Origin of the sequence: Caldimonas thermodepolymerans (assembly GCF_015476235.1) — a bacterium.
Lineage (GTDB): Bacteria > Pseudomonadota > Gammaproteobacteria > Burkholderiales > Burkholderiaceae_C > Caldimonas > Caldimonas thermodepolymerans.
The window spans coordinates 1,429,809-1,444,933 of the sequence record NZ_CP064338.1 but is presented as its reverse complement, the minus strand read 5'-3'; the positions used below and the strand labels follow the sequence as shown (position 1 = coordinate 1,444,933).

Here is a 15,125-nt window from a genome sequence, read left to right as displayed (position 1 = left end):
GGTCCAGGTTGGGGGTCAGCCGATCTTCTTCAGCTCGGCCTTGAATCGGCGGGCATTCTCGACATAGTGCCGCGCACCGAACTGGAAGGCGGTGATCTGCTCCGGGGTGAGCTGCTTCACCGCCCGCGCCGGCGCCCCGAGGATCATCGAGCCGTCGGGGAACTCCTTGCCCTCGGTGACCACCGCGCCGGCGCCGACCACGCAGTTGCGGCCGATCTTCGCGCCGTTGAGCACCACGGCCTGGATGCCGATCAGCGAGCCGTCGCCGATCGTGCAGCCGTGCAGCATCACCTGGTGGCCCACGGTGACGTTCTCGCCGATGACCAGCGGCTTGCCGAAGTCGGCGTGCAGCACCGAGTTGTCCTGCACGTTGGAGCCGCGCCCGATGCGGATCGATTCGGTGTCGCCGCGCACCACGGTGCCGAACCAGATGCTGGCGTCCTCGCCGATCTCCACGTTGCCGATCACCTCGGCGCTGTCGGCCACCCAGGCCGTTTCATGGATGACGGGGCGGATGTCGCCGAGCTGGTAGATCGCCATGCAGCACTCCTGAAGAACGTGTGATTCTAGGAAGAATCATGCGCCCGTCCGGCGCGCGGGGCCATGCAGGGAAGCACGGGGTTCAGCCCGCGACGGCGCGGATGCGCGGATGGCGGTGGAACAGCACGCCGACGACGGTGCCCAGCACGATCACCATCGAGCAGAACGCGCACACCGCCACCGGCAGGCCCCAGTGGTCGGCGATCCAGCCCATCGCCATCATCGGCAGCATGCTGCCGATGTAGCCGACCAGCAGGAAGGTCGCGACCAGCCCCGAGCGGTTGTGCGGCCCGGCGATGCGCGTGACCACGCTCATGCCGGCCACCGAGCCCATGCCGTGGCCGATCGAGGTGCACACCACGCCGATCACGAACAGCAGCCCCGAGCCGACGAACAGGTTGACCATCAGCAGGGCGTTGCTCAGCACCAGCACGGCCATGCCCCGCGAGCCGCAGCGGTAGGTCTTCATGTGGCTGACCAGGTTCTGCACCGCGGCGGACATGAACAGGATCAGCGCGATCGCCGTGCCGCTGACCACCGGCCCGTGCCAGGGCACCAGCTTGTCGAGGAACAGCGGCGACATCGCCGCGTACAGGCCGAACACGCCGAACACCAGGAACGGCAGGATGCAGGTGAGCAGGAAGGTCGAGGAGGCGCTCGCCTCGGGCCAGGTCAGGTGCGGCAGCAGATCGCGCCAGTGCAGGCGCCGCGACGGCCCGCCCCCCTCTGCCGGCAGCGGCACCCGCCGCAAGGCCCACAGGCCCAGCGCGCCAAGCACCAGCGTGGGCACGTAGGTCGTCACCAGCGGTGCGGGGGCCCACTGCCCCATGATGCCGCCCAGCAGCGGCCCGAGTCCGAAGCCGACCGCCATCAGCAGCCCGGCCATCACTGCCGCGCGCTGCGGGCGCCCGAACGGCGACAGCGCGGTGAGCCCCACGGTGGCCGAGGTGGTCATCATGCTCGAGGCCACGCCGACGATGAAGCGCCCGACCGACAGCACCGCCATGTCCGGCGCGGCCAGGCTGATCAGCGTGCCGACCAGCACCAGCACCAGCGAGCCGGTCATCACCGGGCGGAAGCCCAGCCGGTCCGCCAGGCGGCCCAGCGTCAACAGCCCGCACAGCGCGCCGAACATGTAGACGACGTAGATCATGGACACGTCGCTCGGCTTGAGGCCCCAGGCGTCGCGGTACAGCCCGTACAGCGGGCTGATGAGCGCCGTGCCCATCACGCCGACGATCATCGCGAAGCTGACCCAGACGTAGGGGGTCGGACGCAGCTTCATGCCCGTCCTCCCGGCTGCACGTCGCTGGGCGGCAGCTGCTCGAAGCGCTGCGAGATCTTCTCGAGCGCCGCGCGCGTGACGGCCAGCTCCTGCGGGTCGAGGTCGGCCAGCAGCGCGCGCTCGATCTCCAGGCTGCGCTGGAGGATCTGCGCGGCGATGCGCCGGCCTTCGGCGGTCAGCGCGATGCACTTGGTGCGGCGGTCGGCCGGGTCGCAGGCCCAGTCCACCAGCCGGCGCTCGCGCAGCTGCGACAGCACGCGCACCAGCGACGACGTGTCGAGCGACAGCGCCTCGGCCAGGTCCTTCTGCCGCATGCCGCCCGGCTGCGCGTACAGGGCGAGCAGGGGCGTGCGCGTGGCATCGGACAGCCCCAGGTCGCGGAAGCTGTGATCCACCTGCCGCCGCCACTTGCGGTAGATACCCGCCACGAGCAGGCCGAAGCGCGAGCGCACGACGTCGAGGTCGACCTCGCCGGCGCCCGCGGACGACAGGTTAGTTTGCATGCAAACTATCATATACGGTCTGCACGGGGCGCGCCTGGCGGCCCGGCTGCGCCATCATTCCGACATGACCCAAGACCTGCGTGCCCTGGCCCTGGACGTGATCCGGGTCCGGGACCCCAACGAGAAAGCCCTGGCCGCGCGCGCGCTGGACCCGCACGCCCCCTGCGACCCCGACCGCACCTACGAGGAGCCCGCGGGCGTGCCCGGGCGGCTGGAACGTCCGCCGCTGGTGCCGCCGGCCGAGCTGAAGCAGCGCTCGGTGCACACCCTGCCCGGGCGCATCGCGCTGATCCACGCGCTGGCGCACATCGAGCTCAACGCGATCAACCTCGCGCTGGATGCGGTGTGGCGCTTCGCCGGGATGCCCGACCTGTACTACCGCCACTGGCTGCGCGTCGCCCAGGAGGAGGCCCTGCACTACCAGCTGCTGCGCGAGCACCTGGTGGGCCTGGGTGCCGACTACGGCGACCTGCCCGCGCACGACGCGCTGTGGGAGATGGCCGAGAAAACCAAGGACGACCTCCTGGCGCGCATGGCGCTGGTGCCGCGCACGCTGGAGGCGCGCGGGCTGGACGCCGCGCCGCTGATCCAGGTCAAGCTGCGCAAGGCCGGCGACCAGCGTGCGGTGGAGATCCTGGACGTGATCCTGCGCGACGAGGTCGGGCACGTCGCGATCGGCAACCACTGGTTCCGGCACCTGTGCACGCAGCGCGGGCTGGAGCCGGTGGCGACCTACGCGACGCTGGCGCGCCAGTACGGCGCGCCCAGGCTGCGCGGCCCGTTCAACCTCGAAGCGCGGCGTGCTGCCGGCTTCGACCAGGCCGAGCTGGACGCGCTGGACGACGCCTGATCCCCGACCCGCCCCTCATTCACACGGGAGGCGCGCCGGCCCGGCTGCCAACCATGCCGCACGGCCCGGGTCCGGATGGCTTCCCGTCGAGCACGCCGCCGCCCGGCCGCCTAGAATCCGCTCCAGTTCCGTTTCCTGAGGTCATTGCCCTTCCACGGCACGCCGGTACCGATGCCGGCGCCCAGTCCCCGGTGCGCCTCGCCCGAAGCCGGCCGCGCCGGAGCCGCGGGTGGACGCCCCGACTGTTGCCGGGCTGTTCCCGTCCATGTCCGCTGCCTCGCCCCCCGCGTCCCCGCCGCTGTCGCCCGACCGGCTGCTCGAACTGATCGGTTCGGCCCGGCAAGGCGTCGGCATCTTCGACGAGACCGACACGCTGGTCTACGCCAACTGCTTCTACCGCGAGCTGCTGCACGTGCCGGAAGACGGGCGCCCGACCTGGAAGGACATCCTGCGCGCCAACCATCGCGAGCAGAGCGGCACCCGCATCGAGACGCAGGACTTCGACGATTGGCTGGCCTCGGCCGCCTCGCGGCGTGGCAAGCTGCCGTTCCGCGCCTTCGAGGCGGACCTGCACGACGGCCGCTGGGTGCACGTCACCGAGACCACCCTGCCCAACGGCTGGATGCTGTGCGTGCTGACCGACATCACCGAGCTGGGCGCGGACGAGCGCACGCTGCGCCAGCAGCGCGACCTGGCGCTGCGCGCGGCGCTGTCTGATCCGCTGACCGGGCTCAGCAACCGCCGGCACATGCACGAGACACTGGCCACGCTGCACGCCAGCCAGCAGCTGCACCCGGCGGCCATCGTGCTGCTGGACATCGACCACTTCAAGCGCGTCAACGACACCCTCGGGCACGACCAGGGCGACCTGCTGCTCAAGCAGTTCGCCCGGCTGCTGCAGGGCGAGGTGCGCCAGAAGGACCTGGCCTGCCGCTGGGGCGGCGAGGAGTTCCTGCTGTTGCTGCGCGACACCACGCCGGCGGCCGCCGAGCCCATCCTCGATCGCATCTTCCAGGCCGTGCGCGCGAGCGCGCCGCTGCCGCAGCAGCCGCAGTTCCGCTACACCTGCTCGGCCGGGCTGGCCTTCATCTGGCCGGAGGAAACGGTGCACGCGGCGCTCAAGCGCGCCGACGAAGCCCTCTACGCGGCCAAGGGCGGCGGACGCAACCGCTGGGTCACATGCTGATGGTGAAGGACGGCACGCGGGGCATGGCGCCCCGCCGGTGCCGCGGTCAGCGCCGCTGCTCGGCCGGCTGGTGCTGCATCAGGCAGGCCGCCACCACCGAGGCCAGGATCACCAGCCCCAGGAAGCAAAAGCTCTGCGCGTACGCCTGCAGGACGGCCGAGGGCCCCAGCACCGCGACGCGCCATTCGACGAACACCGCCATCGCGGCGATGCCGATCACGCCGCCCAGCTGGCGCACGTAGCTGACGACCACGGTCGACTGCGCCAGCCGGTGCGCCGGCAGCTCGCGCACCGTCGCGAGGTTCAGCGCCGGCAGGATCATGCCCAGACCGATGCGCCCGACCAGGGTGATGGCGATCAGCTCGGCATAGCTGACCCGCCCGTCGTACAGGAAGAACAGGAAGAACGAACTGCCGAACAGCACCAGCCCGATGGTGGTGATCCACTTGGGAGGGAAACGGTCGGCCAGCCGGCCCGCCACCGGCGTGGTCGCGGTCAGCGCGATGCCGCTGGGGATCAGCGCGCCGCCAGCCGCCGCCGCCGAGTAGCCGAGCGCGTGCTGCAGGTACACCGGGATCAGGTAGGTCGAGCCGAACAGCCCGAACCCGTAGCTGAACGCGACGATGGTCCCCATCGAGAAGGTGCGCTGGCGGAACAGGCTGAGGTCGATCAGCGGGGCCTCGGCGCGCCGCGCATAGGCCGCGAACCCGCCGGTCAGCACCAATGCCACCGCGAAATGGCCCAGCGTCCACGGGTCGAGCAGGCCGTTGCCCTGCAGGCTGGCCACGCCCTCGACCAGCGCCAGCGTCGCCACCGACAGCAGCAGCGCGCCCAGGAAGTCGAAGCGCCCCTTCCTGATCTCGCGTGGCAGCGGCAGCAGGAACAGGCCCATCGCGAGCGCGACGGCGCAGAACGGCAGGTTGAGCAGGAAGATGGCTTCCCAGCCGAAGCGGTCGACCAGCACGCCGCCGATGGCCGGCGCGATCGCCGGCGTGCTCGAGATGCCCAGCACCAGCACGCCCGAGGCACGCCCCTGGACCTGCGGCGGGAACATGCGCAGCACCACCAGCATCGCCAGCGGCTGCAGCACCCCGGTGGCCAGCCCTTGCAACACTCGCGCGACCACGACGAACCAGAACGCCGTCGCCAGGCTGCCGGCCAGGCTCGCCGCAGCCAGCAGCAGGATGGAGCCGATGAAGGTGCGCCTGAAGCCGATGCGGTCGAGCAGCCAGGCCGCGGGCAGCATGGACAGCGTCATCGCGGCCATGAAGCCGGTCATCGCCCACTGCACGCGGTCCTGCCCCAGGCCGAACTCGCTGCTCAGCGCCACCACCGCGACGTTGAACACGGAGGTCGACAGCACCCCGGCCACCGTGCCGATGCCCACCACCAGCAGCAGCAGCCACTTGTAGCGCTCGCCGTGGCGCTCGGTGAGCGCGTCGAAGGTCCGGGGTTCAGGCAGCCGCTTCACGTTCGTTTCACAGGTCGCCGATGAAGTACCGCTTCAGGCCGGCCAGCATCATCTCGATCGCGATCGCCGTCAGCACCAGGCCCATCAGCTTCTCCAGCGCGCTGACCACCGAATCGCCAAGCAGGCGGTGCAGCCGGTCGGCCGCCAGCAGCACGACGCCGGAGACCAGCATCGCGCAGAACAGCGCGGCGAACCACTCGGTCATGCGGTCGGGCTGGCGCGAGGCCAGCAGCAGCACGGTGGCCATCGCCGAAGGGCCGGCCATCAGCGGCACCGCCAGCGGGAAGATGAACGGCTCGCGCTCGACGTCGGCGGCGTAGATCGACTCGCCGGAGGAGAAGATCATGCGGATCGCGATCATCAGCAGGATCACGCCGCCGGCCACTTCCAGCGAACGCTCGGACAGGTGCATCAGCCCCAGGAAGGCATCGCCCGCGACCATGAACACCGCCAGCACGATGAAGGCCAGCGTGACCTCGCGCACCGCGACGCGCCGCTTGCGCTCGGGCGCGACGTTGCGCAGGATGGAGATGAAGATCGGCAGGCTGCCCAGCGGGTCCAGCACCAGCAGCAGCAGGATGAAGGCGGACAGGAAGGTATGGTCCATGCCCGATTGTCTCAGGCCGCAGGGCCTGCCCGGTAGCGCCAGCCGCCCTCACCCGCGCGGATGGTGGCGGGCATGCAGGTCCTTCAGGCGCTCGCGCGCCACGTGGGTGTAGATCTGCGTGGTCGAGATGTCGGCATGCCCGAGCAGCAGCTGCACCACGCGCAGGTCGGCGCCGTGGTTGAGCAGGTGGGTCGCGAAGGCGTGGCGCAGCGTGTGTGGCGACAGCGGCGTCGTGATGCCGGCCGCACGGGCGTACTTCTTGATCAGCGTCCAGAACATCTGCCGCGTCATCCCTTCGCCGCGGTGGGTGACGAACAGCGCCTCGGCGGTGCGCGGCCCGAGGATCTCGCCGCGCGCCTGCGCGAGGTAGCGGCGCAGCCAGGCGTGCGCTTCCTCGCCGAACGGCACCAGGCGCTCCTTGCTGCCCTTGCCCATCACGCGCAGCACGCCTTCGTCCAGCCCGACATGCACGGTCTTGAGCGTCACCAGCTCGCTCACGCGCAGGCCGCTGGCGTACATCAGCTCCAGCATGGTGCGGTCGCGCAGTCCGAGCGGCGTGTCCACGTCCGGCGCCGCCAGCAGCGCCTCCACCTGCGCCTCGCTCAGCGTGCCGGGCACGCGCATCGGCTGGCGCGCGGTGCTCAGCCGCAGGGTGGGATCGGCGCTCACCAGCCGCTCGCGCAGCGCCCAGCGGAAGTAGCGCCGGAACACCGCGAGGCGCCGGTTGGCCGAGGTGGCCTTGGTGGACGCGCGCGCCACCGCATAGGCGAGCAGATCCGGCTCGCCGGTCTGGTCCAGCGCCTTGCCGGTGCTTTCGGCCAGCCACTGCGCGTACAGCGTCAGGTCGCGCCGGTAGGCGGCCAGCGTGTTGGGCGACAGCCCCTCCTCGATCCACAGGGCGTCGATGAAGCGGTCGATGGAAGCCTGGCTGTCGGGATGCACGGAAAGCGGCGGGCACGGAAAAACCGCCGCTAGCGTACCCGAAGCCGGCGCGCCGCCACCTCGCCCCGGACAGGATGCGGGCCGGGCAACGAAAAAGGCCGCCACCCGCGTGCGCGGGCATGGCGGCCCTGGCAGGCGGCCCCTGCGATCACTCGAGCTTGAGCTTCTGCTGCTCGACCACCTTCTTGTAGACCTCGAACTCGGCGCGGGTCTGCGCGGCGAACTCGTCCGGCGTGTTGGCCACGATCAGCGAGCCGGTGCCTTCGATGCGCTTGCGCACGTCCGGGTCTTCCAGCGTCTTCTTGGTCGCCTCGTAGACCTTGTTGACGACCTCCTGCGGCAGCCCCTTCGGACCGTGGAAGCCGTAGTAGGCCATGCGGTTGACCGGCTCCAGGCCGACCTCCTTGAAGGTCGGCACGTTGGGCAGCACCTCCAGGCGCTGCGGTGCGGCGACGACGATGGGGATCAGGCGGCCGTCCTTGATGAAGGGCAGCGCCGAGGGCAGGTTGTCGAAGATGATCGGCACCTGGCCGGCCACCGTGTCGTTGAGCGCCGGGCCGGCGCCACGGTACGGGATGTGGGTGACGAAGGTGCCCGACAGCGACTTGTACAGCTCCATCTGCAGGTGGCCGATGCCGCCGGTGCCGGAGCTGGCATAGCTGTACTTGCCGGGGTTGCGCTTGAGCTCTTCGACGAAGCCCTTGTAGTCCTTCGCCGGGAAGGACGGATGCACCGCGATCACGTTGGGCGTGGCCGCGATGTTGATGATGGACGTGAAGTCGGTCACCGGGTTGTACGGCGTCTTGGGATTGATCGCCGGATTCGATGCAGTCGTGGAGACCGTCGCCACGCCGAGGGTGTAGCCGTCCGGGTTGGCCTTGGCGATTTCGGCTGCCCCGATGATGCCGCCGCCGCCGCCGCGGTTCTCGACGATCATCGGCTGCCCGAAGTGGGCCGCAATCCTGTCGGCCACCACGCGGGCGATGATGTCGGTGGTGCCGCCCGGCGCAAAGGGCACGATCACGCGTACGGGCTTGGCCGGGTAGGCCTGCTGTGCCCAGCCCGTGCCCGCGGCCAGGGCCAGAGGAACGGCCGCTGCCGCGGCCAGCAAGTGTCTACGCTGCATCTTCTTCTCTCCTGGTTGGAACGAGTCGGTACCGCGTCCGCAGCAGGCGCGTGGGTGGCACGGCGCCAGGACCGGACGGGCGGTGACGCGGGAATGGTCGAGCATCCGGCCCGGTACAGCGATTGTGGGAATTACCACCCGGGTCTGCACGGATTCCCCTGCCGCGCTGGCACACTCCGGGACGTGTCCTTGCGCCAAGTCAGATGTCCGACGCCCTGCTGTTGCTGCCCGACTTCCTGCTGATCGTCCTCGGCTTCCTGCTGTGCCGCTACAGCGCCCTGGGGCGTCCGGTGTGGGACGCGGTGGAACGGCTGGTGTACTACCTGCTGTTCCCGGTCCTGCTGTTCAACTCGATCATCCGCAGCCCGCTGGCCATCGGCGCGACGCTGCCGCTGGCTGCCGCGGGCCTGCTCATCGTCGGCTGCGGCATCGCGGCCAGCTACGCGCTGCGGCGCTGCCCGGGGGTGGACCCGACGCTGCACGCTTCTGGTGCACAGGTGGCGTTCCGCTTCAACTCCTACGTCGCGCTGGCGCTGGCGGAAAAGCTCGGCGGCACCCAGGGCGTGGCCTGGACCGCGCTGCTGGTGGCGCTGTGCGTGCCGCTGTGCAACTTCGCCGCGGTCTGGCCGCTGGCGCGCCACGGCGGCCACCACTTCTGGCGCGAGATCCTGCGCAACCCGCTGATCCTCAGCACCGTGGCCGGGCTGGTGGCCAACCTGCTGGGCATCCGCATCGTGGACCCGCTCGCGCCGGCGCTTGCCCGCATCGGGCAGGCCGCCCTGCCGCTCGGCCTGATGGCGGTGGGCGCCGGGCTCAAGCTCGGCGGGCTGTGGGCCGGCCCGCGGCTGGCCGCCGGGCTGCTGGGCATCCGCCACGTGCTGCTGCCGCTGGTGGCGCTGGCCGCGGTGCAGCTGCTGCGCGTGCCGCCGGCCCAGCAGCCGGTGGTGGTCGCGTTTGCCGCGTTGCCCACCGCCTCCAGCGCCTACGTGCTGGCGATGCGCATGGGCGGCAACGGGCCCTACGTCGCCGGGCTGGTCACGGTGTCCACGCTGCTCGGGATGGCCTCGATCCCGCTGTGGCTCGCGGCGCTGCGTCAGCTCGCCTGAGGTTGCGCGCGCTGCGCGAGCGCCCACTCGACGTGCTCGCGCACCAGCGCGTCGGCGTCGTCGCGGGCGGCCTGCAGGGCCTGCACGATGGCCGCAGACGGCTCATGGCGCAGCGCGTTGCCCAGCGCCACCGCGAGGTTGCGCCGCCAGCGGCGCCAGCCGATGCGCCGGATCGCGCTGCCTTCGGTGTGGCGCAGGAAGTCCGCCTCGCTCCAGGCCCACAGCTCCAGCAGGCTGCGCCCGGTGAGCGCCGGCCGGGCGTCGAAGTCGGGCAGCGTCGCGACCTGCGCGTACTTGTTCCACGGGCAGGCCAGCTGGCAGTCGTCGCAGCCGTAGATGCGGTTGCCGATCAGCGGGCGCAGCTCCGGCGGGATCGGCCCGTCATGCTCGATGGTCAGGTACGAGATGCAGCGCCTCGCATCCAGCCGGTACGGCGCGACGATGGCCTGCGTGGGGCACGCCTGCAGGCAGGCCGTGCACGAGCCGCAGTGGGCCGTGGTCGCTGCGGAGGCCGGCAGCGCGAGGTCAACGTAGATCTCGCCGAGGAAGAACATCGAACCCGCCTCGCGGTGCAGCGCCAGCGTGTGCTTGCCGCGCCAGCCGAGGCCGCTGCGGCTGGCCAGCTCCACCTCCAGCACGGGGGCCGAGTCGGTGAACACGCGGTGACCGAACGGCCCGAGCCGCCCGGCGATGCGGTCGGCCAGCTTCTGCAGGCGCTGGCGCAGCACCTTGTGGTAGTCGCGCCCGCGGGCGTAGATCGACACCACCGCCTCGCCGGGGCGCTGCAGGCGCGCGAGCTCGACGGCCTGCCAGCCGGACGGGGTGCCGCGCGGCAGGTAGTCCATGCGCGCGGTGATCACGCTGACGGTGCCCGGCACCAGCTCCGCGGGGCGCGCGCGCTTGAGGCCATGGGCCGCCATGTAGTCCATCGAGCCGTGAAACCCTGCGGCCAGCCATGCCAGCAGACCGGGCTCTGCCTCGCGCAGGTCGACGCCCGACACCCCGATCTGTGAGAATCCGAGCTCATGCGCCCACTGGCGGATGTCGTCCAGCAGGGCCGCATGATCGACGACCTTGGATTGATGCATTCACCGATTCTAGGAACCCGGCAGCTGCAGTGGCGTGACGAGGACGACTGCGCGGCCTTTGCGCGCGCGCTCGCCGTCCGGCCGGAGATCCGCAACGCCTTCATCGAGCTGCGCGGCGCGCTCGGGGCCGGCAAGACCACCTTCGTGCGGCACCTGCTGCGCGCGCTGGGCGCGACCGGCCGCATCAAGAGCCCGACCTACGCGGTGATGGAGCCTTACGAACTGCCCTCGCTGCAGGCCTGGCACTTCGACTTCTACCGCTTCGACGACCCGCGCGAATGGGAAGACGCGGGCCTGCGCGACATCTTCGCCGGCCCGGGACTGAAGCTGGCCGAATGGCCCGAACAGGTGGGCGACCTGCTGCCGGCGCCGGACCTGCGCATGGAACTTCTGGTGGGCGACCGCGACGAACGCCACGTGACCCTGACTGCCCTGACTCCCGCCGGAGCCGCGTTGCTGCCATGACGACGAGGCCGACGCTCAAGCGCCGCACGTTCCTGCACGGCGCCGGCAGCCTGGTGCTGCTGCTGACCGCCCCCCGGATCGCCCACGGCGCGACCATCGTGGCCGTGCGCGTCTGGCCCGCAACCGACTACACCCGCGTCACGCTCGAGAGCGACACCCAGCTGGCCGCGCGCCACTTCGTGATCGCCGACCCGCACCGGGTCGTGATCGACATCGACGGCCTGGAGCTGAGCCCGACGCTGCGCGACATCGTCGGCAAGGTGCAGCCCGACGACCCGCACATCGCCGGCGTGCGCGTGGGCCAGAACCAGCCGCGCGTGGTGCGCCTGGTGATCGACCTGAAGCAGGCCGTCACGCCGCAGGTGTTCACGCTGGCGCCGGTGGCCGACTACCAGCACCGCCTGGTGTTCGACCTCTACCCGCTGGTGCCGCCGGACCCGCTGCTGGCGCTGATCCGCGAGAAGGAGCAGGCCGAGAAGCAGGCCCGCGCCGCGATGGAGGATGCCCTGGGCGACTTCATCAATCGCATGGAGCGCGCCCCGGCCCCCCCGCCCGTGGCCGCCGCCCCGGCGCCGGCGCCCGAGGTGCCGACCCCGGCGCCCGCTGCGCCGATCACGCGCAAGAGCGAGGTCGACCCCGGCACGCTGAAGAAGATCGACCGCCTGATCATCGTCGCGCTCGACCCCGGCCACGGCGGCGAGGACCCGGGCGCGATCGGCCCGAGCGGCCTGAAGGAAAAGGACGTGGTGCTGGCGATCGCGCGCAAGCTGCGCGACCGCATCAACGCCGAGCCCAACATGCGCGCGATGATGACCCGCGACGCGGACTTCTTCGTGCCGCTGCACCAGCGCGTGCAGAAGGCCAGGCGGGTGCAGGCCGACCTGTTCATCTCGATCCACGCCGACGCCTTCATCACGCCCAAGGCGCGCGGCGCCTCGGTCTACGCGCTGTCCGAGCGCGGCGCCACCAGCACCGCGGCACGCTGGATCGCCAACAAGGAGAACGCGGCCGACCTGGTCGGCGGCGTCAACATCAAGCACACCGACCAGCACGTGGTGCGCGCGCTGCTGGACATGTCCACCACCGCGCAGATCAACGACAGCCTGCGCATCGGCAGCGAGGTGCTCGGCCAGATCGGCCGGGTCGGCCGGCTGCACAAGAAGCAGGTCGAGCAGGCCGGCTTCGCGGTGCTCAAGGCCCCGGACATCCCCTCCATCCTGGTCGAGACCGCCTTCATCTCGAACCCGGAGGAAGAGGCCAAGCTGCGCAGCGCCGCCTACCAGGACCAGCTGGTCGACGCGATGATGACCGGCATCAAGCGCTACTTCTCGAAGAACCCGCCGCTGGCGCGCAACCGGCAGATCTGAGGCGCCGCGGTGCTCAGGCCTGCGGCGCGCTGCGCCGGCTCTTCCAGGCGCCGAAGATCGCGACCAGGCCGGGGATCAGGATCAGCCCCCAGATGATCTTGCTCAGGTGCTGCTGCACGAACGGCAGGTTGCCGAACAGGTAGCCTGCCACCGTCAGGCCCACGACCCACAGCGTGCCGCCCATCACGTTGTAGAACGTGAACTTGGTGCGGGTCATCTCGGCCACGCCGGCCACGAAGGGCGCGAAGGTGCGGATGAACGGCATGAAGCGCGCCAGCACGATGGTGATGCCACCGTAGCGCTCGTAGAAGGCATGGGCCTGGTCGAACGCGGCCTTGTTGAAGAAGCGCGACTGCTCCCAGCGGAACACCTTGGGACCGAAGTAGCGGCCGACGCTGTAGTTGAGCTGGTCCCCCAGGATCGCCGCGGCCAGCAGCAGGCCGATCGACAGCGGCAGGTCCATGTGCCCCGCCCCGCACATCGTGCCCACCACGAACAGCAGCGAGTCGCCCGGCAGGAAGGGCATCACCACCAGCCCGGTCTCGACGAACACGACCGCGAACAGCAGCGCGTACACCCAGGTGCCGTACTGCTGGACGAACTCGGCCAGGTGCCGGTCCACATGCAGGATGAAATCGACGAGGAAGAGAACCAGTTCCATCCGGCGGATTATCGCGGTCCGCCCCGACAAGCCCCTGCCGCCCGGGGGCGGGGAACGCTTTTCTAGAATGCCGCCATGTCTGCCGCCCCCGCCCCTGCCCCGCGCCGCCCGATCCGCGAACTGCCCGACGAGCTGATCAGCCAGATCGCCGCCGGCGAGGTGGTCGAGCGTCCCGCCTCGGTCGTGCGCGAGCTGGTCGACAACGCGCTCGACGCCGGGGCGACCGAGGTGACCGTCAAGCTGCTGGCCGGCGGCATCCGCAGCGTGGTGGTCGAGGACGACGGCTGCGGCATCCCGGCCGACGAGCTGCCGATGGCACTGCGCCGCCACGCCACCAGCAAGATCGCCTCGCTGCCCGAGCTGGAGTCGGTCGCCACGATGGGCTTCCGTGGCGAGGCACTGGCGGCGATCGCCTCGGTGGCCGAGGTCGCGCTGCTCAGCCGCACCGCCGAGGCCGCGCACGCCTGGCGGCTCGATGCACGCTCGGGCGAGCTGAGCCCGGCCGCGCGCGGGCGCGGCACCAGCGTGGAGGTGCGCGAGCTGTTCTTCAACACCCCGGCGCGGCGCAAGTTCCTCAAGACCGAGGCCACCGAGCTGGCGCACTGCATCGAGGCGGTGCGCCGCCATGCCCTGGCGCGCCCGGACGTGAGCTTCGCCGTCTGGCACGAGGGCAAGCTGGTCGAGCAATGGCGCCGCGGCACCCCCGAGCAACGCCTGAAGGACGTGCTTGGCGAGGACTTCATCGCGCAGAGCCGCACGGTCGACGCGCAGGTCGGCCCGGTGCGCATCACCGGCCGCGCCGGCGTGCCCGATGCCGCGCGCGCCCGCGCCGACCAGCAGTACTGCTACGTCAACGGCCGCTACGTGCGCGACAAGCTGCTCGCGCACGGCGTGCGCTCGGCCTACGAGGACGTGCTGCACGGCAGCCGCCAGCCGACCTACGTGCTGTTCGTCGAGATCCCGCCCGAGCGGGTCGACGTCAACGTGCACCCGACCAAGATCGAGGTGCGCTTCCGCGAGTCGCGCGAGGTGCACCAGGCGGTGCGCCATGCGGTGGATGCCGCGCTGGCGGCCTCGCGTGCGGTGCCGGCCGGCGACGGCAGCGCCGCACCCACCCTGGCCTGGCCCGCGGGCCGCGGTGAGCCTGCGGGCGCGCCGGGACGCGCCCCGCAGGCGGCCTGGGCGCCGCCTGCCGTGCAAGGCAGCCTGGGCCTGCAGCAGGCCGCGCTGCTGTATGCGCAGGAGGCCCCGCCCGCCTGGGCCGTGGGCGCTGCCGCGTCCCCCGCGCCCGCCCCCGCCACGGCAGCCCCGCAGCCCGGCTGGTCCGACCCGGACGCCTGGCCGCTCGGACGCGCGATCGCGCAGGTCGGCGGCATCTACGTGCTGGCCGAGAATGCCCACGGGCTGGTGATCGTCGACATGCACGCGGCGCACGAGCGCATCGTCTACGAGCGGCTCAAGAGCAACCTCGCGGCGCAGCGCATCGAGGCGCAGCCGCTGCTGATCCCGGCCACCTTCGCCGCCACGCCGCAGGAGGTGGCCACCGCCGAGGCGCAGCGCGAGGCGCTGCTGACGCTGGGGCTGGACGTCACGCCGCTCGGCCCGGGCACGCTGGCGGTGCGCTCGCGCCCCGCGGCGCTGGCCGACGCCGACGTGGTCGAGCTGGCGCGCAGCGTGCTCGCCGAGCTGGCGCAATACGACGCCAGCAACGTGATCGAGCGCGCCCAGCACGAGCTGCTCGCGACCATGGCCTGCCACGGCGCGGTGCGCGCCAACCGGCACCTGACGCTGGACGAGATGAACGCGCTGTTGCGCGACATGGAGCGCACCGAACGCGCCGACCAGTGCAACCACGGCCGCCCGACCTGGCGGCAGCTGACGTTGCGCGAGCTGGATGCGCTGTTCCTGCGCGGGCGCTGAGCGCCCCG

15 protein-coding genes are annotated in these 15,125 nt (G+C 71.2%); 6 read left to right on the top strand and 9 right to left on the bottom strand.

Going from position 1 to position 15,125, the window contains the following annotated elements; all coding sequences use genetic code 11:
- Positions 1-15: 15 nt before the first annotated feature.
- The 3 genes from IS481_RS06920 to IS481_RS06910 form a co-directional block, all read right to left on the bottom strand.
- A complete protein-coding gene (locus IS481_RS06920; protein WP_104358177.1) occupies positions 16-540 on the bottom strand; it encodes a gamma carbonic anhydrase family protein in 525 nt (174 codons plus the stop codon).
- Between the two features lie 82 nt (positions 541-622).
- Entirely contained in the window at positions 623-1,825 is a 1,203-nt protein-coding gene (locus IS481_RS06915) for an MFS transporter (protein ID WP_104358178.1), read from the bottom strand.
- Positions 1,822-2,328 (bottom strand): MarR family winged helix-turn-helix transcriptional regulator, encoded by a 507-nt coding sequence (locus IS481_RS06910; protein ID WP_170067479.1) that lies wholly within the window; start codon positions 2,326-2,328, stop codon positions 1,822-1,824. The genes IS481_RS06915 and IS481_RS06910 overlap by 4 nt, the downstream gene beginning before the upstream one ends.
- A gap of 64 nt (positions 2,329-2,392) precedes the next feature.
- Here IS481_RS06910 and IS481_RS06905 point away from each other — a divergent pair, with 64 nt between their 5' ends.
- Positions 2,393-3,178 (top strand): ferritin-like domain-containing protein, encoded by a 786-nt coding sequence (locus IS481_RS06905; RefSeq protein WP_104358179.1) that lies wholly within the window; start codon positions 2,393-2,395, stop codon positions 3,176-3,178.
- Between the two features lie 229 nt (positions 3,179-3,407).
- Positions 3,408-4,364, top strand: a complete 957-nt coding sequence (locus IS481_RS06900; RefSeq protein ID WP_146079552.1) for a sensor domain-containing diguanylate cyclase — start codon at positions 3,408-3,410, stop codon at positions 4,362-4,364.
- 46 nt (positions 4,365-4,410) lie between these two features.
- Here IS481_RS06900 and IS481_RS06895 read toward each other — a convergent pair whose 3' ends face one another.
- The 4 genes from IS481_RS06895 to IS481_RS06880 all read right to left on the bottom strand — a co-directional run bounded on the left by IS481_RS06895 (position 4,411) and on the right by IS481_RS06880 (position 8,510).
- Positions 4,411-5,835, bottom strand: a complete 1,425-nt coding sequence (locus IS481_RS06895) for a DHA2 family efflux MFS transporter permease subunit (protein ID WP_104358181.1) — start codon at positions 5,833-5,835, stop codon at positions 4,411-4,413.
- 7 nt (positions 5,836-5,842) lie between these two features.
- Positions 5,843-6,442 carry a MarC family protein gene (locus IS481_RS06890; RefSeq protein ID WP_104358182.1) on the bottom strand — a complete coding sequence of 200 codons (600 nt, stop codon included), beginning with the start codon at positions 6,440-6,442 and terminating at the stop codon, positions 5,843-5,845.
- A 48-nt stretch (positions 6,443-6,490) separates the two neighbouring features.
- Positions 6,491-7,384, bottom strand: coding sequence for a site-specific tyrosine recombinase XerD (gene xerD, locus IS481_RS06885; RefSeq protein WP_114699291.1), 894 nt, complete (start codon positions 7,382-7,384; stop codon positions 6,491-6,493).
- 148 nt (positions 7,385-7,532) lie between these two features.
- A complete protein-coding gene (locus IS481_RS06880; RefSeq protein ID WP_104358183.1) occupies positions 7,533-8,510 on the bottom strand; it encodes a tripartite tricarboxylate transporter substrate binding protein BugE in 978 nt (325 codons plus the stop codon).
- A 203-nt stretch (positions 8,511-8,713) separates the two neighbouring features.
- Between IS481_RS06880 and IS481_RS06875 the strand changes: the two genes are divergently transcribed.
- Positions 8,714-9,616, top strand: coding sequence for an AEC family transporter (locus IS481_RS06875; RefSeq protein ID WP_104358184.1), 903 nt, complete (start codon positions 8,714-8,716; stop codon positions 9,614-9,616).
- On the opposite strand, the gene queG is transcribed toward IS481_RS06875, so the two are convergent.
- The gene (queG, locus tag IS481_RS06870; RefSeq protein ID WP_104358185.1) at positions 9,604-10,704 is read right to left on the bottom strand and encodes a tRNA epoxyqueuosine(34) reductase QueG; all 1,101 of its coding nucleotides are present in this window, start codon (positions 10,702-10,704) and stop codon (positions 9,604-9,606) included. The genes IS481_RS06875 and queG overlap by 13 nt on opposite strands.
- On the opposite strand from queG, the gene tsaE reads away from it, so the two are divergent.
- Positions 10,678-11,169, top strand: coding sequence for a tRNA (adenosine(37)-N6)-threonylcarbamoyltransferase complex ATPase subunit type 1 TsaE (gene tsaE, locus IS481_RS06865; protein WP_232529490.1), 492 nt, complete (start codon positions 10,678-10,680; stop codon positions 11,167-11,169). The genes queG and tsaE overlap by 27 nt on opposite strands.
- On the top strand, positions 11,166-12,536 hold the full coding sequence (locus IS481_RS06860; RefSeq protein ID WP_104358187.1) for an N-acetylmuramoyl-L-alanine amidase: 1,371 nt from the start codon (positions 11,166-11,168) through the stop codon (positions 12,534-12,536). Before tsaE ends, IS481_RS06860 begins: the two co-directional genes overlap by 4 nt.
- A 13-nt stretch (positions 12,537-12,549) precedes the next feature.
- On the opposite strand, the gene IS481_RS06855 is transcribed toward IS481_RS06860, so the two are convergent.
- Positions 12,550-13,197: a DedA family protein gene (locus IS481_RS06855; protein WP_104358188.1), complete on the bottom strand. Its 648-nt coding sequence runs from the start codon at positions 13,195-13,197 to the stop codon at positions 12,550-12,552.
- A gap of 75 nt (positions 13,198-13,272) precedes the next feature.
- Here IS481_RS06855 and mutL point away from each other — a divergent pair, with 75 nt between their 5' ends.
- The gene (gene mutL / locus IS481_RS06850) at positions 13,273-15,117 is read left to right on the top strand and encodes a DNA mismatch repair endonuclease MutL (RefSeq protein ID WP_104358189.1); all 1,845 of its coding nucleotides are present in this window, start codon (positions 13,273-13,275) and stop codon (positions 15,115-15,117) included.
- The last annotated feature ends 8 nt before the right edge of the window (positions 15,118-15,125 follow it).